Source organism: Scytonema millei VB511283 (assembly GCF_000817735.3).
Classification (GTDB): domain Bacteria; phylum Cyanobacteriota; class Cyanobacteriia; order Cyanobacteriales; family Chroococcidiopsidaceae; genus Chroococcidiopsis; species Chroococcidiopsis millei_B.
In genome coordinates, this window is record NZ_JTJC03000001.1 from 1,217,339 (window position 1) to 1,237,939 (window position 20,601).

19 protein-coding genes and 2 pseudogenes are annotated in these 20,601 nt (G+C 44.4%); 10 read left to right on the top strand and 11 right to left on the bottom strand.

The features are described 5' to 3' along the window. The first annotated feature begins 83 nt into the window (after nucleotides 1-83). The 7 genes from QH73_RS05490 (at nucleotide 84) to QH73_RS29110 (ending at nucleotide 5,895) form a co-directional block, all read left to right on the top strand. The gene (locus QH73_RS05490) at nucleotides 84-290 is read left to right on the top strand and encodes a hypothetical protein (protein ID WP_039715536.1); all 207 of its coding nucleotides are present in this window, start codon (nucleotides 84-86) and stop codon (nucleotides 288-290) included. Nucleotides 291-419: 129 nt separating this feature from the next. Next, on the top strand, nucleotides 420-1,325 hold the full coding sequence (locus QH73_RS05495; protein WP_039715537.1) for an ROK family protein: 906 nt from the start codon (nucleotides 420-422) through the stop codon (nucleotides 1,323-1,325). 82 nt (nucleotides 1,326-1,407) lie between these two features. Then, nucleotides 1,408-2,628 carry a mannosyltransferase family protein gene (locus QH73_RS05500; RefSeq protein WP_236146887.1) on the top strand — a complete coding sequence of 407 codons (1,221 nt, stop codon included), beginning with the start codon at nucleotides 1,408-1,410 and terminating at the stop codon, nucleotides 2,626-2,628. Nucleotides 2,629-3,201: 573 nt separating this feature from the next. Further along, nucleotides 3,202-3,753: a pentapeptide repeat-containing protein gene (locus QH73_RS05505; RefSeq protein ID WP_052290033.1), complete on the top strand. Its 552-nt coding sequence runs from the start codon at nucleotides 3,202-3,204 to the stop codon at nucleotides 3,751-3,753. A gap of 75 nt (nucleotides 3,754-3,828) precedes the next feature. Further along, nucleotides 3,829-4,083 carry a hypothetical protein gene (locus QH73_RS05510; protein WP_052290034.1) on the top strand — a complete coding sequence of 85 codons (255 nt, stop codon included), beginning with the start codon at nucleotides 3,829-3,831 and terminating at the stop codon, nucleotides 4,081-4,083. A 44-nt stretch (nucleotides 4,084-4,127) separates the two neighbouring features. Next, nucleotides 4,128-5,321 carry an urease accessory protein UreH domain-containing protein gene (locus QH73_RS05515; RefSeq protein ID WP_039715538.1) on the top strand — a complete coding sequence of 398 codons (1,194 nt, stop codon included), beginning with the start codon at nucleotides 4,128-4,130 and terminating at the stop codon, nucleotides 5,319-5,321. A gap of 7 nt (nucleotides 5,322-5,328) precedes the next feature. After that, nucleotides 5,329-5,895 (top strand): hypothetical protein, encoded by a 567-nt coding sequence (locus QH73_RS29110; protein WP_309476453.1) that lies wholly within the window; start codon nucleotides 5,329-5,331, stop codon nucleotides 5,893-5,895. A gap of 9 nt (nucleotides 5,896-5,904) precedes the next feature. Here QH73_RS29110 and QH73_RS05525 read toward each other — a convergent pair whose 3' ends face one another. The 4 genes and pseudogenes from QH73_RS05525 to QH73_RS05540 form a co-directional block, all read right to left on the bottom strand. Next, entirely contained in the window at nucleotides 5,905-7,416 is a 1,512-nt protein-coding gene (locus QH73_RS05525) for a tyrosinase family protein (RefSeq protein ID WP_039715539.1), read from the bottom strand. A 244-nt stretch (nucleotides 7,417-7,660) separates the two neighbouring features. Continuing rightward, nucleotides 7,661-8,704: an aldo/keto reductase gene (locus QH73_RS05530; RefSeq protein ID WP_039715540.1), complete on the bottom strand. Its 1,044-nt coding sequence runs from the start codon at nucleotides 8,702-8,704 to the stop codon at nucleotides 7,661-7,663. A gap of 309 nt (nucleotides 8,705-9,013) precedes the next feature. Next, nucleotides 9,014-10,207 carry an RNA-guided endonuclease InsQ/TnpB family protein gene (locus tag QH73_RS05535; RefSeq protein WP_309476458.1) on the bottom strand — a complete coding sequence of 398 codons (1,194 nt, stop codon included), beginning with the start codon at nucleotides 10,205-10,207 and terminating at the stop codon, nucleotides 9,014-9,016. Further along, nucleotides 10,089-10,403, bottom strand: a pseudogene (locus QH73_RS05540) (IS607 family transposase); the annotation flags it as partial. The gene QH73_RS05535 and the pseudogene QH73_RS05540, both read right to left, overlap by 119 nt. Before the next feature lie 57 nt (nucleotides 10,404-10,460). On the opposite strand from QH73_RS05540, the gene QH73_RS05545 reads away from it, so the two are divergent. Continuing rightward, nucleotides 10,461-11,072, top strand: a complete 612-nt coding sequence (locus QH73_RS05545; protein ID WP_052290036.1) for a hypothetical protein — start codon at nucleotides 10,461-10,463, stop codon at nucleotides 11,070-11,072. A gap of 13 nt (nucleotides 11,073-11,085) precedes the next feature. On the opposite strand, the pseudogene QH73_RS05550 reads toward QH73_RS05545, so the two are convergent. The 3 genes and pseudogenes from QH73_RS05550 to acsF form a co-directional block, all read right to left on the bottom strand. Next, nucleotides 11,086-11,361: pseudogene (locus QH73_RS05550) on the bottom strand (IS607 family transposase); the annotation flags it as partial. A 283-nt stretch (nucleotides 11,362-11,644) separates the two neighbouring features. Beyond that, on the bottom strand, nucleotides 11,645-12,310 hold the full coding sequence (locus QH73_RS05555; protein WP_374189016.1) for a hypothetical protein: 666 nt from the start codon (nucleotides 12,308-12,310) through the stop codon (nucleotides 11,645-11,647). A 312-nt stretch (nucleotides 12,311-12,622) separates the two neighbouring features. After that, nucleotides 12,623-13,699 (bottom strand): magnesium-protoporphyrin IX monomethyl ester (oxidative) cyclase, encoded by a 1,077-nt coding sequence (gene acsF, locus QH73_RS05560; protein ID WP_039715542.1) that lies wholly within the window; start codon nucleotides 13,697-13,699, stop codon nucleotides 12,623-12,625. A 469-nt stretch (nucleotides 13,700-14,168) separates the two neighbouring features. Between acsF and QH73_RS05565 the strand changes: the two genes are divergently transcribed. Further along, nucleotides 14,169-14,648, top strand: coding sequence for an NINE protein (locus QH73_RS05565; protein WP_039715543.1), 480 nt, complete (start codon nucleotides 14,169-14,171; stop codon nucleotides 14,646-14,648). A gap of 80 nt (nucleotides 14,649-14,728) precedes the next feature. Here the strand turns inward: QH73_RS05565 and QH73_RS05570 are convergent, their stop codons facing one another. From QH73_RS05570 to QH73_RS05585, 4 genes are all read right to left on the bottom strand, one after another. Further along, complete coding sequence (locus QH73_RS05570) at nucleotides 14,729-15,475, bottom strand: DUF2996 domain-containing protein (RefSeq protein WP_039715544.1); 747 nt, start codon at nucleotides 15,473-15,475, stop codon at nucleotides 14,729-14,731. Nucleotides 15,476-15,617: 142 nt separating this feature from the next. Further along, nucleotides 15,618-15,893 carry a MoaD/ThiS family protein gene (locus QH73_RS05575; RefSeq protein ID WP_039715545.1) on the bottom strand — a complete coding sequence of 92 codons (276 nt, stop codon included), beginning with the start codon at nucleotides 15,891-15,893 and terminating at the stop codon, nucleotides 15,618-15,620. 115 nt (nucleotides 15,894-16,008) lie between these two features. Further along, on the bottom strand, nucleotides 16,009-17,310 hold the full coding sequence (gene thrC, locus QH73_RS05580; RefSeq protein ID WP_039715546.1) for a threonine synthase: 1,302 nt from the start codon (nucleotides 17,308-17,310) through the stop codon (nucleotides 16,009-16,011). Between the two features lie 261 nt (nucleotides 17,311-17,571). Further along, nucleotides 17,572-19,179: an NAD(P)H-quinone oxidoreductase subunit 4 gene (locus QH73_RS05585; protein ID WP_039715547.1), complete on the bottom strand. Its 1,608-nt coding sequence runs from the start codon at nucleotides 19,177-19,179 to the stop codon at nucleotides 17,572-17,574. Nucleotides 19,180-19,854: 675 nt separating this feature from the next. Between QH73_RS05585 and QH73_RS05590 the strand changes: the two genes are divergently transcribed. Next, nucleotides 19,855-20,547 (top strand): methyltransferase domain-containing protein, encoded by a 693-nt coding sequence (locus QH73_RS05590; protein WP_052290038.1) that lies wholly within the window; start codon nucleotides 19,855-19,857, stop codon nucleotides 20,545-20,547. Nucleotides 20,548-20,601 lie beyond the last annotated feature (54 nt).

The window sequence follows — 20,601 nt, forward strand, 5'->3', positions numbered from 1 at the left end:
ACCCTTTCTTCACCTTCCACTCACTACACCCCACACCCCGTTCATCGGTTATCTTTGATATGCCTTATTTGTAAAAAAAGACGATGAAAGACCCGATATCTTTAGTTGCTGCTGCTGCTGGTGGTTTGATGCTTTCGCTTGCCGCTGCGAGTATTATTCATGCCGCACCCGTAACGGCTTTGAAATCGCAGCCAAATATAGAAGTGTCTCATGGCACAACTCTACAGCGATCGCTCGGTCAAAATAAACAAAATAGATATTGCGATCGCAACTGGCAGAAAAATCAGTGAACAGTGACTAGTGGCTAGTGGCTAGTGACTAGTGGCTAGTGACCAGCGATCGGTGAACAGTGACCCGTCAACTGTCAACCGTTAACCTCAACTGTCAACCGTTAACCAACTACCAACTACTAACAACAAATGACCAATGACAATCGACAAGTCATCGGCATCGATTTGGGTGGATCGGCAATTAAGTTAGGGCGATTTTTGCCGGATGGGACTTGCTTGCAGTCTCTAACCGTGCCTACGCCTCAACCAGCTACGCCAGCAGCGGTATTATTGGTAATGGTAAAGGCAATCGCTCAAGTCGATCCGCAACGGCAAGCGGTGGCGATTGGTGTCGGAACTCCTGGTCCCGCTGATGCGGCGGGGCGAATTGCCAAAGTTGCGATTAATCTTCCTGACTGGTTCAACGTTCCTTTAGCCGATTGGTTAGAAGCAAAAACAGGTTTACCGACAGTCGTTGCTAACGATGCTAACTGTGCGGGTGTAGGGGAAGCGTGGTTAGGAGTAGGACGTAGGTTTAAACACTTCATTTTACTGACTATCGGTACGGGTGTCGGTGGGGCAATTATCCTTGACGGCGAGTTATTTATCGGACATCGCGGCGCGGCTGGGGAACTGGGGTTAATTACTTTGAAACCCGATGGTTCACCCTGTAAAAGTGGCAATCAAGGCTCTTTAGAACAATACGTTTCGGTGACAGCGATCCGGCGGCGCACGGGCAAGGAACCAGCCGAGTTAGGTGCTTTGGCTGAAGCTGGAGATCCCGCAGCCTTGCAATTTTGGTCGGAATATGGTAAGGATTTAGGTGCAGGGTTGGCGAGTTTAGTCTACGTGCTATCGCCAGAAGCAGTGGCGATCGGCGGTGGTGCGTGTGCGTGTGCAGAGTTTTTCTTTCCGGCAACATGGGCTGAAATTGAGCGTCGAGTTGAACCCTGTTCCCGCGAGGGCTTGCAATTAGTCTGCGCCGAGTTAGGCAATCAAGCCGGAATCGTGGGAGCTGCTAAATTGGCTTTGACAAAGGTAGTTGGTAACTGGTGAGTGGCTAGTGACTAGTGACTGGTGACTAGATAAACAGCCACTAGCCACCAGCCACTAGTCACTCTCTACTGATAACTGAATAATGAGAAATGAATTAAGATTTGCTACTTATATGTGGCTGCTGAGCCGCTTTGTGGTAGCAGTAGCGATGTTATTCATTGCACCTGCACTACCAAAACCGCCGGGAGGCGTTATTCCTAATTTTGGTTGGGGCGTATTTTCTCACTGGGATAGCGTCTTTTATCAACAAATTGCAACTTCTGGTTATGCGGGGGATAATGTTGCTTTTTTTCCGTTGTTTCCTCTGTGTATCCGTGCTTTGATGCTGCTGGGGTTATCAGCAGAAATGGCGGGGGTATTAGTAAATAATTTGGCATTTTTAGGAGCGCTATTATTACTAGCTAGTTGGATGGCTCGGCAGTATGGAACAAATGCAGCCCGGTGGAGTGCAGCCGTGTTAGCTTGGTGTCCGCTGTCGTTGTTTGGTACGGTAGTCTACACGGAAGGGCTATATTTACTCTGTAGTACGGCAACTTTACGCGCTTTTGAATTCAAGCAGTATCCTGGGGTGGCGCTGTGGGGAATGTTGGCAACGGCGACTCGCCCAACCGGAATTGCGATCGTGCCTGCCTTAATTATCGCTGCATGGAAAGAACGCCGCCAATCGATCGCCTATCTTGCTAGCTTGGCAGCTGGCAGCGGTCTATTACTCTACAGTCTCTACTGTAGGATTTATTTAGGTGACTGGTTGGCTTTCGGTCATGCCCAACAGGAATGGAAGCGATCGCTAGGGTTTGACGTACAAGGTTGGTGGAAAATGCTGATGCAAGTTGTTGTCGGCACTGCTAACTGGAAGTCTGGAAGACTCGAAGATCCGCTGCATCCGCTTTTGTTTGTCGCACTAATTGCGTTGGCTTATTGTCTTTGGCGCTGGCGTAGCCGATTCAATCCAGTTAAGGTAGGCTATGGTTTTTGCGTACTCGTTTTAGCTTTGTGGCTGCTAGCAGGCGATCCGTTGCTGAATGCGGTTGCTGTTTTAGGTGGGATTTACTTGTTATGGCATATGCGCCAGCAACTCACACCTGTTGCGATCGCCTATGGTTTTTGTGGTTTAGGATTGTTACTTGTTTCTGGTAGTACTTGGTCTTTAACTCGGTTAGTTTACGGAATTGTCTCGTTACCAATTGCACTTAGTTTATTACTGTCCCGCCATCCGCGTTGGGGATATATAACATTAGTTTTTTTCACCATTTTACTAATCTTATTCTCAGTCAGATTTGCCCAAGAACTTTGGGTAGGGTGAAATCAGTTATCAGTGACTAGTGACTGGTGGCTAGTGACTAGAAAGGAGTCCAGCCATCAGTTTGATGATTGAAAAAATCTCAGTTACGCGCCTTGCGTCACGCACCAAAAACTGAGAGTGATGCGTGACGCGATCGTGCTAACGCATCCTACATAGATTTCTGTCAACTGTTAACTGTCAACCAATAACAAATGACAAATGACAATCGTAACGAGTGGTTCACAACTCAAGCATTCACACTATATGCAAATTGTCAATTGATTTTAGCAACTGATAAATCCTCAAAGCGTAAAGAAGTATAAAGAATTTTAATTTTTCTATTAAATCTCACATATTTGTTCTCAGTTTGTTCAAAATCATAGTATGGCATTAACTCAAATTCGTTACGAGTTTGAGATAAGCCGATTGAAAGAGATTGCCTATTTATCTTTAACAAAAGACTTTTAATGTTTATCCCCGCAGCGTTTCTCCATCTGACTTGACAGCACTAGAGCGAGACTTGCAACCTATACGCTGTTATCCGAGTCACGCGATTGGGGATGAGATTTTTGTAGGTATAGAAGGAGACTCCCCATGAATTTTGGATCGATGCGATCGCCTTTTGACTGGGAAACGAACCACGATAATATGGATGCCGCAGCACTCGTGAGTCGCTACAATCAGGGAGAGCGAGATTTTCGCGAAGTGCATTTGAGCGGCTTGAACTTGTGGAAAGTGAATTTGAGCGAAGCAGATTTTAGTGGCGCAGATCTAGTAGGAGTTGACTTCAGTGAGGCAAATCTATCTGGAGTTAACCTGAGTGGAGCAAATCTCACTGGCACAAATTTGCGTCGCGCCAACTTGATTGATGCCAAGTTGATTTTAGCAACGCTGCGGGGAGCCAACCTAGAACGGGTGGAGTTAATTAAGGCAAACTTATCCCAGGCAGATTTGAGTTGGGCAAACTTAAGTCAAGCTAATCTGAGCGGCGCGAATTTAACAGGAGCTAATTTAGTCGATGCCAAAATGGAGGGGATAATTTTGCGAGGAGCTAACCTCAAGCGAGCAAAACTAAAATCTCAACTGCCACAAGAGAGTATTGATTTATCTTGGGCGATCGTGCCGAATGGATTAATTCACGGTTGAATTAAGAAAGAGCGATCGCAGATGTACGACAGCTTGTCTTTTGACTGAAGCAAAAGTTTTACCTAGAGTAATGAGTTGCAGTTAAAAAACATTTTTGCGCCAGAAAATGTTAACAAAGCAGCAAAATCAGGAGAAGGTCACGCCCATTTGTACGTTAACGGCAAAAAAATCACTCGTTTGTATAGCTCTTGGTATTATCTAGACAATCTCAAACCTGGTAAAAACGAAATTAGAGTGAGCTTGAATGCTAACAATCATCAGGTTTTAGCTCACAAAGGTAAGATGATAGAAGCTACGCAAATCGTAGAAGTACCCGCAACCAAAAAGTAGAAATTTTTGACATTTAACTTTTGACTTTTGACCTTCTACTGATAATGTCCCTCGGTTTCTTGGGAAGTTTCGGACACTGCGTCGGGATGTGTGGACCCCTAACAGTGGCGTTCTCTCTGTCAGGTCAACCAGAAAAACCAAAATGGCAGCAGCAAGTCTATTTTCATACTCTATTAAATTTAGGGCGGATAATTAGTTACGTTCTCGTCGGTGCGGCAATTGGCGCGATTGGTTCGATCGCGATCGCCAGCGGACAAATGGCAGGCATCGGTAGTGAAGTACGGCGCTGGCTGGCAACTCTGACGGGAATCATGCTCATTTTATTTGGTCTAGCGCAAATTAACCCCCAATTTCTCCACCTTCCCCTGCTACACCCTCTGACTCATGGCAAATGGCACGATCGCCTGAGTCGGGGTATGGTCAACTTATCTTTTAAAACACAATGGTGGACACCCGCAGGCTTGGGTTTAGTGTGGGGCTTAATGCCCTGTGGCTTTTTGTATGCGGCTCAAATTAAAGCGGCGGAAACGGGGCAGTTATGGCAAGGTGCAGCCACGATGCTCGCTTTTGGAATCGGTACTCTACCAATGATGCTAGGGGTAGGTGTTTCTACATCTTTTTTAAGTCGCGATCGCCGTAGTCAATTATTTCGCTTAGGTGGCTGGATTACTGTGGCAATTGGGGCGATTACCCTATTACGCACTGGGGACACGATGACTGATTATACAGGTCACGCATCCCTATTTTGCTTGATGCTAGCTCTAATTGCCCGTCCTATCAGCCGTTTGTGGGCTGCACCCTTACAATATCGTCGTGTCTTAGGCGTGGGAGCCTTCGTACTCGCTTTAGCGCATACAATCCACATGATGGCGCATACGTTGGACTGGAATTTAGAAGCATTTGCTTTCCTATTACCCACCCATCAAATCAGTTTAATCCTGGGATGTGTTGCCATTGTCTTAATGACTCCGGCAGCAATTACGAGTTGCGATCGCGCTCAAAAATTCTTAGGTACGCGCTGGCGACAAATTCATTTATTAGGAATTCCCGCCACAATTTTAAGCACAGTTCATGCGGTGCTGATTGGTTCCCACTATTTAGGTAGCGTGAGTCAAAGCAGTCAGCTATATGCAATTCTTTTAGGAGTTGCAACTGTAGGGGTCTTGCTGGTGCGATCGCGCTGGTTTTGGTCAATTTTCCATATAGAAAAATACTATGTTTCAGCTAAAAAATCTTAGTATGACTATGTTACTAAAACAGCGCCTTGGAAGATCCCCCCTTGCCCCCCTTTGTAAGGGGGGGTTTCTCCTTGCCCCCCTTAACAAGGGGGGTTGGGGGAATGGGATCTCTGGTAAAGAGCGAGAGAATTGGTATAAACACGCTCGATGTTTATTACTCGGCGTACTAGCAACGGTCGCGATCGCGACTGAGGCGATCGCCCATAAAGTAGAAATCTCCGGCGATGTTGGTGGTACAATTCACCTCGAACCTAACGACAATCCCCAAGCAGGAAAAGCAACACTCGCTTGGATCGCACTCACACGTAAAGGTGGACAAACAATTCCCCTCCAGCAGTGTAATTGCCAGCTAGCAGTCTATGCCGAACCGCGCCAGAAAAATGCTGCACCACTTTTACAACCGTCACTCAAAGCCGTGACAGCCGAGAAATATCAAGGCATTCCTGGCGTGGAAATTATTTTTCCCAAACCTGGTGCTTATCAGGTGGAATTGAAAGGGACTCCTAAAGCCGGAGCTAATTTCAAACCGTTTCAGCTCAATTTTGATGTCACCGTTGCTGCTAGAGCGCGATAGCGACCCCGATTACTCTCTAGTCAAAGTCACTCCACTAAAGCGGACTGCCCCTTGTAATTGAGCTTGGCGATCTTGGGTAGAGCGATCCTGCTGTATCTGTCTATAAGGTGGTACAAAAGTCACAGAGATAAAATCTCCCGTCATGAGACTACGCCTTTGTAGTTGCCTAACCGTAGAAGTAATATCAAGGCGGAAAGTGCCTCTTTGGGGCAGAGAAAATAGTGACAGAATCCCGGCATAGTAGGGTCCGTAAGGGTCTGGAGCGACTCCTTCAGGTAAATTGATGTAAATGTCGTAGGGAATGGGATTATCTGGGTTGTACTCGACTCCTGTAATGTTGAGAGTTAGTGCAGATTCTGCCGTTAATGCTCTCGTCCTCACCAGATCTTGAGCTGGAGCAGACAGAGTGAGGGGAGCATCACTGAGGACAATCGTTAATTGCCGATCGTTAGCCGACATAGTTATTTGTTGCTGAGTGCTTGTATCTGTTTGTTGAGTACTTGTATCCGTACTCTGCGACGATGGCGCTACAGATCTGTTTCTCCTTGATAAAGGATCGTCATACAAATAGTTTAGTTGTGTCGCAGTATCGAGAACATCCCTGCCGCGCAGCTGTATCTGAGCGCCGTTTTCATCAAAGAAAATAAAGGTATCGTTCATCCAATCGCTGTTCGTTGTCGGATTTGCTCGTCCACCTCCCAGTCGCAACCAGCGTTCCCACAGGCGATCGATGTTCGCATGATGCAACCAAAAAATCGGATCGCGGGCAGCAGTAGGTACGCTACCCATTAAGCCGCCTATACGTGAATGGATGCCGTTATGCGGTCTTCGTTCTAAGTCTCCATAACCATTAGCACGGTGAGTATTCGCATTTGCCTCAGTTACCCTGCGTCCACCAAAGCTGCGCCCGCCATCTGTTGTATGGAAAAAGTTTGTCCGTTGAAAAGCATCCGCATATCTGACATCGGCTTCTGGTAATGGATCGCCCTGGTTGACATTAATGCTACTGCCGCGATCGCTATAGAGGGGGTTCGTCGAATCGGCGGGGATGCGGAACGGTGCGGGCAAAACGCGCTGTTCGACGGAATCTGAATAGTTCCAGTACGGGAGTGCCAATGTAGGATCGCCGGATGCTTGCCGGAGAATACGCTCGAAATAATACAAGTACATGCGATGCCAGGGAAAGAAATAGAAGGTTCCATGCTGGCATGTCCTCCATGCTGTTAATCTGCGTGTCTCACCGCTGGGAATGCCATGCATATTAGCTTGGTAAATCCAACTAGTCGGGTTCGTATCAGGGCGAGATTTCATCACCTGAATACCTCTCCTGAGAGCCGCGACTTTCTGTGGCGACTGGATAAATGTATATATATTCTCGCGAACGTAGATCGTACCAGTCTGCGCGTTAGCTCGGTCGGCAAAAAACCGACTCACGATGGGAACGCTTCCGACAGCAGCAGTTCCAGCAGATAAGAATCCAGCTAGTTTTAAAACTTGACGACGGGAAAGCTCATAACTCATAAATTTCCCTCATGCGTAAAACTTAATAATTAATAGTTGGGCTACAAAACTCAGTTGAGTTCGCAGCAGTTAAACGATTTTTAATACAAGTTTCAATCGGGTATTTCAAGAAACAGTTCATATTTATTAACTCAATCTTTAGTAACAATTACACATAAAAAAGTCCGTAATTTACGGACTTTTAAAGTATATTTAATTGCTCAGTATTCCTGTTAACAGTCTAATTTCTCAGTCAGCCAAAAAACTAGACACAGCGATCGCGATCGATTTTAGCCAATGCTCCACCAAAGGCAAAATCTTGAACCATCGAACTTTGAAGAAAATCGTGAGGAAAACCGAGTTCAATTGCACTCACATCATTTAAGCGCTGCATTTGTTCGGTAGTTAGTTGAAATTCCAAACAAGCCAAATTTTCTTCAAGCTGTTGCAGTTTACGAGAGCCAATAATGGGAATAATTCCGCCTGGTTGCTGCCGTATCCAGTTGAGTGCAACTTGTGAAGGTACTCGATCAATTTCTGTGGCTATTTTAGTCACTTCTGCTGCAATTTCTAGATCGCGATCGCTAATTTGGGCTGCATTTGGATTGCTTAATCTTCCTGGTTCGTCCGTCTCCTCTGCTGGACGATTGTATTTACCCGTCAATAAACCAGCACCGAGGGGACTCCAAGCTGTCACGCCAATCCCCAGCGCCCGTGCCATTGGTAATAAGTCTCGTTCGGGTGTCCTTTCTTTCAAAGAATATTCGATTTGCAAGCCAATAAAAGGTGTCCAGCCGCGCAGATTTGCCAGGGTATTGGCTTGCGAGATAATCCAAGCTGGAGTATCGGAAATACCGATATACAGCACCTTACCCATGCGTACCAGATCGTCAAACGATCGCATCACCTCTTCTACAGGCGTAGTGAAGTCCCAAGCGTGCAACCATAGTAGATCGATATATTCCACATTTAATCGCTGCAAACTGGCTTCTACTGCTTGCACCATATTCTTGCGATGATTGCCACCAGCATTGATTTCGCCATTACCAGTGTTTAAACTATATTTTGTCGCAATGACCCATTTATGGCGATCGCCTGCCACAAATTCACCAACATACTTTTCACTCGTACCGTTGGTATATAGATTTGCTGTATCGAGAAAATTACCACCCGCAGCGGCGAAAGCATCGAACATTTTACGGCTTTCATCGTAAGAACCTCCCCACCCCCAGTCTTCGCCAAAAGTCATCGTCCCCAGGCAGAGTTCGGAAACGCGCAATCCACTGTTACCTAATAGTTTGTAGCGCATAGATACTCTCCATCAATGCAAGTACGATCTCAGTGCAAGTACGATCTGCTATTGCCTCGTTCTTTCCAATAGCATACATTTCAATCGCACAGCTCGATAGCATAAAGTGCGCTACGCAGAGGTAACGCACTAAGTTTTGGTTAGTCAGTGCTTTTTCAGTTTTTGGACGCTAGTAACTGCATTTATACCAGCATAATTACTGCGATCGAGACATGAATTTGAATCCATCAATCCAGACGCTAATATTATTTTCATGCTCGACCACTTCTAGGTTGTCCATCTTGGCTAGTGCTGTCGCGGCTGATACATTTATGCGACACAACTCGATATATTATCGGGCAGTGCAACAATAGCTACGCCATCATCGCTGATAGTGTAGGAGGTATCCCTCAAAGCTTTCAGCAAAATGCCGAAAGCACCATTAAAATCCCGTCCAATGGTATGATTACAGACAGGACATTTAAATACTTTAGATCCACCTAGTTTTTGGTGAACGTGTCCGCAAGATATGCAGGTTTTGCTGGTGAATTCTTCCGTTACATCGATGACGTTGCAGCCATTCAACTCAGCTTTTTGCTTAAGGTGTAATTTGAATCGATAATGCGCCCAATTCAACATCTGTCTCGCGGTTTTAGATCTGATCTTACGTCGCTTTTTATTAGTCATCTCTGATGTTTCAAAAGTCGGCAGCAAGATGTATTGGTAATTGTTAACCAACCAATTAGAAACTTGCTTGTGACACTCATCCACCAAGTTTCTAATTTTGCTTCTCAGTCGTGCTGCTGCCTGCCTCATTTTTTGTCTTTGACGGCGAGACTCAGATTTAGCAATCCGACTCATTAAAGCGTCAAGATGTTGGCACAATCTTGCGATTCTACCCATGTCTCCTTTCCCGAATTCGACAAACTGATTACCGTCGAATCCAGTTAGGAAGGCACGTACACCTGGATCTAGAGAAATAACTTGACCAGATGTTTTTCTACTTTGTACAGTACGCTCCTCTAAAAATACCGCAAACCATCCATTCTTGGTTTTAATTAATTGAGTGGCGGAGCTGCTGCTGGTTGGCAATGGCTCGCTTGCAATAAATGTTAGCCCTTTAGTCAAGTTAGGATACCATCTACCCGACTTGTAATTAGAGTGATTAAACTTGATTGTTTGTCTGGGTGCTTTACAGCTCCTAAACTTACAATCCTTTGAGGCTGCATATGCTTGATGGGCATCGAATATCGCATTTTGTCTAATGTGGCAGGGGGTAGATTTTACCCATTCCGGTAGAGTGGAACTCATGATAATATTGCGGAGCTTAAGTTTAGAGATTCTGCCGTTTTTCTTTTGATACGCAATTGCTTGATTGAAACAATAACGACAAGCCGCCAGCCACTTATTCCACTCTTTCTTCAGACTTGAATCTGGGTAAATCTGGATCTTCTTTGACCTGAGACTTGTATTTTCTAAGTCCGTAGAGTCGGCTGCTAAAACAGTGGAGGATAGCGAGGATATCTTCAACCATTTCTGCCTCTGGAGATAAACTTGTTTCATTGAGAACCACGATTTCACATCCATGTTGTTCGCAGATCCATCGATACAGGTCAAATCCAAATCTAGCAAGTCGGTCTTTGTGGGCGATAATAATGCGTCCGACAGTTCCTTGCATGACTCGTTCCAGTAAGGCAAGAAGCTTTTTTCTTTTAAAGTTTTTTCGCCTGAAATTAAGGGTAAAATAATAGAACTACCTCGATTTTTGGTTAATTGTGTGAGCATTAAAATCTGTAAGGGATGTGATAAAAGCCTGCCTGTAGAACGTTTTTACATTGGTGGAAGATACAAAGGCAAAACCTACCACCGCAGCGTTTGCAAAGACTGCGTTGCACAAACTTTTAAAAAGTATTATGCAAGAAATCAAGAAAAGATAATTCAACAGGTTTCTACTCGATATAAAGATAAATCTGAAAATATCTTGGCTTACTCTAGAAATTATTATGAGGAAAATAGAGACTACATTCTTGTTCAGCAAAGCTTTTACAGAACTACTCCTGAAGCCAGAGCCAAAAGAAACCATTTAAACTCAAAGCGTAAAAAAGCTGTCAAGCAAAGTATTTTAATTTGCAATGACTGGGAAATGAAAGAAATTGAATCTTTATATTTATTAGCTGTTCAACTAACCGACAAAAAGAAGGAGCTTTACACCGTAGACCATATTCACCCAATTCAAGGGTATATCTACGGTATTTGTGGTTTGCATTGTTTAAACAACCTTCAAGTTGTAAGAGCAGTTGAAAACAGTACAAAACAGAACTTTTTTATTCCTTTTGTTTCTGAAAGTTATCCTTGTTGCGAACTAACACAAAATGGCATTCAGCGATAATCTCATCATTTTCACCGATTTCGCTAATGATTTCTGCGCCTGGGTAAAGATTTGCAATAGCCGCGATTTGTCGGTTGAGGTCTGGTTGTTGGGCGCGACTGGATACTCTTGCGTAGATAACGGTAGAGCGAGATCCAGACTTAGCTGTATAGGACTGGACATCGTATCTTCGTTGACCAGAAGGGGTTTTGATCGCTTGGATCTTTCCTTCTTTTTCCCACCGGACGAGAGTGCGGAAGTGTACGCCGAGTTGTTCGGCGGCTTCTTTTGGCGTGACATACTTAACGATATACTTCCTCCTAACTCTTGGAAAAAATATATCATGATTTATCACGTTGTATCACGTTTTAAATATTAAGTTTGTTCTCTTATTGCCATTACATGCTTGCAATTGCTCGTCTTGAATTTGCTGCGATAAACATGAAAAAACCCGCTTAACGCGGGCTGTTAGAACGATTTAGTCTTGTTAAGACATGAACTAGCGGAATAGCTAGATATATCTTAAGCTAGGTGTTCTTTATAGCTATCTATCTAAGGATAGATATAGCGCTCGGCAAGGGATAGCCAAAATCTCACAACATCCACTCCAACACAATTCCCAGCCGACTATCTTTTTCTTGACGCGAATTTTGCCTTTGTAAATCTGTAGACAACCGCAAATTGTGGGTAACAGCATAGCCAAAAGAGAGTGTTGTCAATCCCACTTCATCATCCGTACCAGGAGACACCCAACTTTGAGATAGAGCAATATCTGCCGCACCACCACGCGATAATACCAAGAGCAGCCTTGCCCCTACATTTACACCATCAGTGGAATAATCGCCTGTTTCTATCTGTCGATAGCCGATTATCGGCGCAAAATTAATGTAATTTCCCAAAGGACGGACGTAATAACGTAAGTCTACACCGTAAGCCTCGCGCTGGCGATCGAAAGCTGCGTGATAATCTCCACTAATCGTAAAACCACTTTCACTAATAAATAAATCCTCTACACCAAAACTCCAGCCACTAGCATTATTTGTTGAAGGAAATAAAGAATATCCTAGCCGCAGACGGGTACGAAAACTCGGATCGCGATCGATCTCTTCTAGCACGTTCGGTACTTTACGCATCCAGCGCTGTAGAACTGGGCTGCTTTCAATAATTTCTGGTTTTAAATCTAAATCTGCTGCACTGGGTGTCTTGTGTGGCTGTGGTTGACTCCAAGCAGGTGTAGCGATGAGAAGGAACAGAACAATGAGATCCCCCCTAGCCCCCCTTAAAAAGGGGGGAATATGTCTTGCCAGATCCCCCCTAACCCCTTTTAAAAAGGGAGATCTGATTGCCCCGCCTGCTAAGGGGGGTTGGGGGGATCTGATTGCCTTCCTTTCTAAAGGGAGATGGCAGGATCTGATTGCCCCCCGATCTTCGGGGGGTTGGGGGGATCTTCCGCGACGTAGTTTCAACAAACCGAGATTCAAGCCGAACTTTTGAGATTTTGGCGATTCTTTCACAAAAAAAGTGGTTCTGCATAGTACAGAACCACTTTAGCGGAGCAAAACTTAAAGTTGCTATCGTACCATTCCGTGAGACGGAGCAACGTCAATTGGCTTCATCAGGTACAACCGCAATAATTGCCAACCATTGGAAACATAGAACGGTAATTTCTGGAAGAATTGTAGAAACTTCGGCGTATTAGAGCTAGCGATCGCCGTTAATTTTTCATTATTCTTCACACAAACATCTAAGCGTTGGTAAAACTCTGGATTCTCTACATCCAGCATCACCGGAAATACCCGTCCAGCGGTTTCGTTCGTCTTCTCAATCACGTAGACATCGTAATCTCTTGCATTCAAGCCGATAGAAGCATAAAACTTAGACCGCTGAATGTCGTTAAGATACATGGTAGCAAACACCGACAGCAGGAAGAAGCGACACCATAACCGCGCTTTCCAGTCATTTAACATTTGCGGTTGCGCCCGCATAACGGCATCAAAGAAATCTCCGTGGCGGTTTTCGTCCTGACACCAGTTTTCAAAGAAGCGGAAAATTGGATAAATCCGATCTTCAGGATGCGCCTGGAGATGACGGTAAATCGTGATGTAGCGCCAGTAACCGATTTTTTCCGATAGATAAGTGGCGTAGAAGATAAACTTCGGTTTGAAGAAAGTATATGTGTGGTTCTTGGTTAAGAATCCTAAATCAAGCGACAAGTCAAAATCGGACATCGCCTTATTGAGAAAACCTGCGTGACGGGCTTCATCCCGCGACATGAGGGCGAAACACTCTGCCAATACGGGGTTTTTCCCCTTCAAGCGGCGGCTGAGTTCTTTGTACAGCAAGAAACCAGAAAACTCTGCCGTACAAGAACGCTCTAAAAACTCAACAAATAATTGGCGAGTTTCCCCATCAATGCGATCCCAAGACTGGTCAAATTCTTCATCTCGGACAAAGTGATGGCGATTGTAATCAGTACGAAACTCTTCGAGTATTGCTTTCAACTCATCTTCGTTGACGGAAATGTCCATCCGCGCCATTTCATCGAAGTCTGTTGTATAAAACCGAGGCGTAAGTATAGTTTCCTTGGCTGGAGCTTTTACCCCAGGACGTATTTCTTCAAAGCTCGGTTTTTTCAGGGAATCTACCATGTCGTTTTGCTCTTGTGGGGTTCTTATCTCTGTAACAAAAGATAGAGCGCAATTTATTATCTAAAATTCAGTCTACCAAGGGTTCAGGGCGATCGCGTGGCTTTACCACATTAAGAGTTACTACACCCCATCAATTTTTTTTACAAATTTGTCATTCTTTGGGCAAATTCAATCGATTTATGCATCAAAAATCGGGAGCAGGGGAAAGAGAGCTGAGGGAGAGTCGCGAAGCTGAGGGAGCGATTGGGAGCTGAGGGAGCAACTCAAAATTCACGCATTCACGCATTCACGCATTCAAAATTTCCCTACACCCCACACCCCACACCCTACACCCCACACCACTCACTACTCACCACACCCCCTTCTTCGCTGATAACTGACAGCTGACAACTGACAACTGATTCTACCTGTCAAATCCAATCCCAATCTCTAACATAGAAAATACGCTCCCTGGTTATCCACACAACTTATGAATAAAACTAGTAGTTCTTATATTCTGTGGTTGGGTTGTTTGCTTCAAGTTTACGGGTTGCATCGCTTCTATAACGGCAAAATAGCCACGGGTTTGCTGTGGTTATTTACCTTCGGCTTATTTGGTGTCGGGCAATTGATCGATTTATTTCTCATTCCCGATATGGTAGACGATTACAATGCTAAGCTAAGAGCCAAAATGGGCTTATCTGCTGCTGGTATACCGCTATCAGACCCGGTAGTTGCTACCCAGACAATCCAAGTAAATCCTAAAGAGCAATTGATGGTTAAATTGCTCAAAGCTGCGGCGGTGCATGGGGGTAAGCTTTCCGTCACTCAAGGCGTGATGGATACTGGTGCTAGTTTTGCTCAGGTAGAAGCAGCTTTAAAAGAAATGGTCAAGTCTGGTTATGTGGGAGTTGATAATCATCCTGCAACTGGAGTGGTTGTTTACAAATTTCTGGAATTGCCATCGTAGCGATTTGCAATTGAAATAGTAGGGGCGTACATCTGTACGCCCCTACAAATGTCATATCTAGAATGAGAATATAGTTGAACTTAATTCAGTGACAGCCACTTTTGACCGTTCAACCGCTGGATGATTCCCCACATGAGAAGGTCGAGTGTCATCTTGCGTTCATCACCCAGAAAATGCTCGATTGTACTGGGTCGAGAGCCTTCATTGCAAGAGAAATATTTCTTGCCTTGAATATCTTCGTCAGGGAAATAAAGGTTGAATTGTCTAGGGTCGTTTTGCCACTTACCAACAATTTGCCAGCATTCTTGTTGCTCCAAGCCAACCACAGGAAATTTTTGCTTGGTCAAAGTTAAATCTACATCCACGACTCCTTCAGTTTTCAAAGCTTTCTGGATTGCTGGGATGTAGTCTTGCTGAATGAATTCAGTAAACGGCTTATCTTCAACTGTCGGACCCTTTTCTTTCTTAGCTTTAGCGGCGGGTTTATCACCTGCTGCTTTAGCTGCGGCTGGCTTATCGGCTTTGGGTGATGCGTCGGGTTTTTTGGAACCTGGCTTGTCAGCTGCTTTTGCTTGCTGGTCAGTTTCATTTGGAGCTTCTGCTGTCGCCGTGCCTTTTTCCTTTGCCTCGTCCGTATTCGCCACTAGATTCTCTTCTGGAACTGGTGCGTTGGCAGTAGGAATCTGTGAAGCTTCTGGGTCAGAAGTCGTTTTAAGATTTTCTGCAACGACATCAGGAGCTTGTTTATCTACAGTGCTGGGTGGCGCATTTTCGCCTGCCGTTTCTCCTGCTGGAGCCTGTTCTGGATTCTGATTTTCTTCTGCCATTGCTCAACTCATTCCTCGATCTATAGGTATAAGAGCGATCGCTGTTATAAGTTTTTCCTTAAGAACATTGTGACACGATAGTAGAGACGTTACATGTAACGTCTCTACACTGATAACTGATAACTGTTAACTGATAACTGAATTAACCGCCAGCTACCGCAGGGACGATACTCACTTCATCACCTTCTTTCAAAGGTGTATCTATACCATCCAAAAAACGTATATCTTCGCTATTGACGTATAGATTCAAGAAACGACGCGGTTGTCCCTGTTCGTCACACAAACGGGACTTAATCCCAGGAAAACCCTGTTCCAGAGATTCAATCAGCTCGGCTACGCTATGACCGCTACCCTCATAAGTAGCTTGATTGTTGGTGAACTTTTGCAATGCAGTCGGAATTAGTACTTTGATAGCCATATCTAGGGAGTCGGGAGTCGGGAGTCGGGAGTCGGAAGTGGATAATGGGTGTATATCGGTCATCAACAACCAATTACCCATTATCAATTCAAAATCTAAAATCCAAAATTTAAAATTAGACCAAAACTTGTTGCCAATCGAGGCGTTCGAGGGTGCGAGAACGCTCTAATGCTCTTTCAAAGCTATCGAGTTTTGGCTCAATTGTGAGGGGTTCGCCTGCATATCCTTGAACGGCTTCTTGTGTCTTCAAGCCATTTCCAGTGATGTAAGCAACTGTGGTTTCTTCGGGGTCGATCTTACCTGCTTCTACCAGTTTTTTCAACACGGCAATCGTGGTTCCACCTGCGGTTTCGGTAAAGATGCCTTCGGTTTCTGCTAGTAATTTGATGCCTTCGATAATTTCAGGATCGCTAACTGATTCAATGTTACCATTGGTCTTGCGCGCAATATCTAAAGCATAGACACCATCAGCGGGATTACCGATCGCAATTGATTTAGCGATCGTACTCGGTTTCACTGGTTTGATAAAGTCTCTGTTTTCCCGATAAGCTTGGGCAATCGGCGAACATCCGTCGGCTTGCGCGCCGCTGAATCTGACGTGCTTGCCTTCTACTAAGCCAACTTCGGTAAATTCTTGGAAGCCTTTGTAGATTTTGGTGAATAGGGAGCCAGAGGCTAGAGGTGCAACTACATGATCCGGCAGTTCCCAACCGAGTTGTTCTGCAACTTCATAACCTAAAGTTTTAGAACCTTCGGAGTAATAGGGGCGCAAATTGATGTTGACAAAACCCCAACCATATGTATTTGCCACTTCAGAACAGAGGCGGTTTACTTGGTCGTAGTTACCTTGTACTGCCATAACGGTAGGGCTGTAAATCAAAGTCCCTAAAACCTTACCTGCTTCTAAATCGGCGGGGATGAAGACGCAGCAATCTAAACCTGCGTGAGCGGCGATCGCAGCGGTAGAATTAGCTAAATTCCCCGTACTCGCACAAGATACTGTCGTAAAACCTAACTCCCGAGCGCGAGTCAAGGCAACCGATACCACCCGATCCTTAAAGCTCAGGGTAGGCATGTTGACAGCATCGTTTTTGATGTAAAGCTTTTTCAGTCCGAGACGACGCGCTAAACGATTGGCACGGACTAAAGGTGTTAAGCCAGTACCGACATCAATCGGGTTATCGGTAGCAACAGGTAAAAAAGGACGATAGCGCCAAATTGAGTGAGGTCCTTTTTGAATGCTTTCGCGAGTGACGGTTTCGCGCAAAGCGGTGTAATCGTAGGCAACTTCCAATGGACCAAAGCAATATTCGCAAACGTGCATTGCTTGTAGTTCGTACTCAGCACCACATTCCTTACATTTCAAGGCTCTAAACGTGGCGTTTGTTTTGGTTTGGTTTGCGATCGCCTGAGTCATTAGTCATTCCCTCGATTGTCCGTCAACTTCGGTTGATACTAACACGGTGTATATAGCGAGTCAAACATACCCGACTTTTTTTGTCGGGATTTGTTTTATCACAACACAATTAGGGGCGCACAACTGTGCGCCCCTACACGAAATATGCTTTATCTGCTCTTGCTAATGTACGGGCGGGTTAACCAATCATTTCGACTGGTGAGTGAAAATCTCGGTGAACCCGCCTCTACAAACAAATGACCAATGACTCATGACAAATGACTATTCAGCCAAATTCGATGTTTGAGTTACGGCTAACTGAGGTGCAGCCAGCAGGCGAGAATATAGAGGAGTCTTGGGCTGCTGTGCGACCACGGTAGAAAGTGCGGTACGTACTTGGCTTGCGACTGCTACCGTCTTGACATCAAAAGTTTGCGTGGCAATTTTAGGATACAAACCAATGCCAACGATGGGAACTAGCAGACACATTGCGATCGCAACTTCCCTCGGTCTAGCATCGCCTAAATATGACTCGAATGCCAGTTCGCGATCTGCTTTCCCATAGAAGACTTGCCGCAACATGGACAGCAAGTAAATTGGAGTCAGAATTAAACCAACAGCCGCGAGGAACACGACGACGGTTTTGAACGCAGAACTGTAAGCGTCACTGGTGGTGATGCCGAGGAAAATTGTCAACTCACCCACAAATCCGCTCATTCCGGGTAAAGCTAGAGAAGCCATTGAAGCAGCGGTAAATAAAGCAAAGACTTTGGGCATTGCTTTCGCCATCCCCCCCATCTTTTCCATCATTAAAGTATGGGTGCGATCGTAAGCTACTCCTGATAGGAAGAATAAGCAAGCGGCGATCGCACCGTGGGAAACCATTTGCAATACCGCGCCGCCAATGCCTAAATCCGTGTAGGAAGCAATCCCAATCAGGACAAAACCCATGTGAGCTATGGAAGAATAAGCGAGTCGCCGCTTGAGATTCCCTTGACCAAAGGCAGCAAAAGCACCGTAAATAATGTTAACTACCCCCAATATTGCCAAGACTGGTGCAAAGTAAACGTGGGCATCGGGTAGCAACTCAATATTAAAGCGAATAAGCGCATAACCTCCCATCTTTAGCAATACCCCAGCCAAAATCATTGAGATTGGGGCAGATGCTTCGCTGTGCGCATCTGGCAGCCAAGTGTGCAGGGGGAATACTGGCAATTTCACAGCGAAGGCGATAAAAAATCCAGCATAGGCTAGCATCGCTAGGACTTTAGGATAGTGTTTCAGCCCCAGGGCAGTCAAATCGAATGTGACTGTATCCCCGTAGAAAGCCATTGCTAAACCGGATATCAAAATAAATATAGAAGCAGCAGCAGTATAAAGAATAAACTTAGTGGCAGCGTAGCGCCGCTTTTGTCCTCCCCAAATGGAGATCAGCAAGTATACAGGGACTAGCTCGATTTCCCACATTAAGAAGAACATCAATATATCTTGGGCAACAAACACGCCAATTTGGGCGCTGTACATGACCAAGATTAGGAAGTAGAACAAGCGTGGCTTGTTTGTCACGTTCCACGCTGCCAAAGTTGCCATCGTGGTGATAAAACCTGCTAGCAACACTAGAGGCATGGATAAACCGTCAACGGCAACCGACCAGTTTAAACCAATCTGGGGAATCCAAGCGTAGCTTTCGACGAGCTGATATGTTGAGTTTTGTAAATTAAAATTTTGCCAAAAGGCATAGAGTATGATACAGAAATCTGTGATTCCGACTCCGAGAGCGTACCAGCGAACAACTCTGCCTTGAGAGTCTGGAATCAACGGAATGGCTAGGCTGGCTACTAACGGTAGTAGGGTGATGATGCTTAGCCAAGGAACTTGTTCGGGAAACATGGCTGGGAATAAATACTTACTATCTATGCCTTCTATTCTATTAAGTTAAGTAAAGATTTGCAAAGGGAATTTCACCTACTTTACTAAAATCTTTAACTTACATAGTAAAAATACTTATAAAGTAATTTAGTATAAAAACATACGTAAAATATTTATTAGTACTGACAAATACTGGTAATGAACAATTTGCCTGCTAGAAGAAGCGACAAAGAAAAATCACCATGATACTCACCGCTACATTTACACTGAGTAATCTTAAGTATGAACCACGAATAAATAGCTACAAATAGGCTATTCAACAGAAATAAAATGATATTTTTTATACTTTATTTTTTTATTGATGAATGAAATTTTAGGTAATGACAAAAACTATTTATAGTAGCTTCTAGCACAGCTTGTACATAGAGCAAATAAGCCATTGATTTGCCAAAACAAAACGATTTTAGTCAGTGAATTAGATCGCTTGTTTCTAATCGTCAAGTTTAGAGCCTTCCTATTTTTTTAAAATTTTTTTATACTACTCTTTAAAATCAGAAAAAATTTGACGGCTAAGTTGAGTCATGAAGGGATATCTCAACTCGATCGCACATTTGCTACTTTTGGCATAGATGAGACGGTCAAGTAGGCTACAAAATTTTCTGGCAAAAATTTATTTTAATTAAGGTTATTGTATCTATGAGTATTCTCAGGCAGGCTAAGGAACTTGCTAAACTAGCTCTTCCCAAACCCTTAGTGAATCAAATTCAAAGCTGGTTAGCTCTAATATCTGTCACCAGAAGGAAGGGTTTCAGCTTCTATCTAAATTCTCCCGATCGCTTCGTATTAGAAGATACAATTATTCCTTACATCGTCAAGTGTAATGAATTTCACAAAATCCTATTTGTTGGTAGCGACTGGTACACTAAACCGTACAATCGCTATTTCCAAAACAAAGAGTACTGGACGATTGAAATTAATCCGAACAGAAAAAAGTTCGGTTCTAAACGACACGTTGTTGACTCGCTATTAAACTTAAGCCAGCATTTTGCTCCTGGGTACTTTGACTTAATAGTTTATAACGGTGTCTTCGGACATGGTATTGATAGTAGAGAAGCAACTGAGATCTCGTTTCAACAATGTTTTCAATGCTTGCGTCCAGGTGGAATGTTAGTGTTTGGCTGGAATGATGTCACCAGACACAAACCTTTCCCTGTCATTGAAGAATGTCAAAACTTGCGACAGTTTAAACCCGTTGTTTTCAGTCCCCTCGCTACTAGTCAGTATCTCGTCACCGAGAGTAGCGATCGCCATGTATTCAACTTTTATCAGAAGCCTGTACCTATGGTTGTAGAGATGCATTACGATACACCCCTACAATCTATCATCTAAACCACCTATAGCAAGTCTAAACAATTTGTGAATAATGCACGGTCGATGGTTGAG

Excerpts from the sequence above, each read along its gene's own strand:
- QH73_RS05490 (WP_039715536.1), top strand. The coding sequence starts at position 84 with ATGAAAGACCCGATATCTTTAGTTGCTGCTGCTGCTGGTGGTTTGATG.
- QH73_RS05495 (WP_039715537.1), top strand. The coding sequence starts at position 420 with ATGACCAATGACAATCGACAAGTCATCGGCATCGATTTGGGTGGATCG.
- QH73_RS05500 (WP_236146887.1), top strand. The coding sequence starts at position 1,408 with ATGAGAAATGAATTAAGATTTGCTACTTATATGTGGCTGCTGAGCCGC.
- QH73_RS05505 (WP_052290033.1), top strand. The coding sequence starts at position 3,202 with ATGAATTTTGGATCGATGCGATCGCCTTTTGACTGGGAAACGAACCAC.
- QH73_RS05515 (WP_039715538.1), top strand. The coding sequence starts at position 4,128 with ATGTCCCTCGGTTTCTTGGGAAGTTTCGGACACTGCGTCGGGATGTGT.
- QH73_RS29110 (WP_309476453.1), top strand. The coding sequence starts at position 5,329 with ATGTTACTAAAACAGCGCCTTGGAAGATCCCCCCTTGCCCCCCTTTGT.
- QH73_RS05525 (WP_039715539.1), bottom strand. The coding sequence starts at position 7,416 with ATGAGTTATGAGCTTTCCCGTCGTCAAGTTTTAAAACTAGCTGGATTC.
- QH73_RS05530 (WP_039715540.1), bottom strand. The coding sequence starts at position 8,704 with ATGCGCTACAAACTATTAGGTAACAGTGGATTGCGCGTTTCCGAACTC.
- acsF (WP_039715542.1), bottom strand. The coding sequence starts at position 13,699 with ATGGTAGATTCCCTGAAAAAACCGAGCTTTGAAGAAATACGTCCTGGG.
- QH73_RS05565 (WP_039715543.1), top strand. The coding sequence starts at position 14,169 with ATGAATAAAACTAGTAGTTCTTATATTCTGTGGTTGGGTTGTTTGCTT.
- QH73_RS05570 (WP_039715544.1), bottom strand. The coding sequence starts at position 15,475 with ATGGCAGAAGAAAATCAGAATCCAGAACAGGCTCCAGCAGGAGAAACG.
- QH73_RS05575 (WP_039715545.1), bottom strand. The coding sequence starts at position 15,893 with ATGGCTATCAAAGTACTAATTCCGACTGCATTGCAAAAGTTCACCAAC.
- thrC (WP_039715546.1), bottom strand. The coding sequence starts at position 17,310 with ATGACTCAGGCGATCGCAAACCAAACCAAAACAAACGCCACGTTTAGA.
- QH73_RS05585 (WP_039715547.1), bottom strand. The coding sequence starts at position 19,179 with ATGTTTCCCGAACAAGTTCCTTGGCTAAGCATCATCACCCTACTACCG.
- QH73_RS05590 (WP_052290038.1), top strand. The coding sequence starts at position 19,855 with ATGAGTATTCTCAGGCAGGCTAAGGAACTTGCTAAACTAGCTCTTCCC.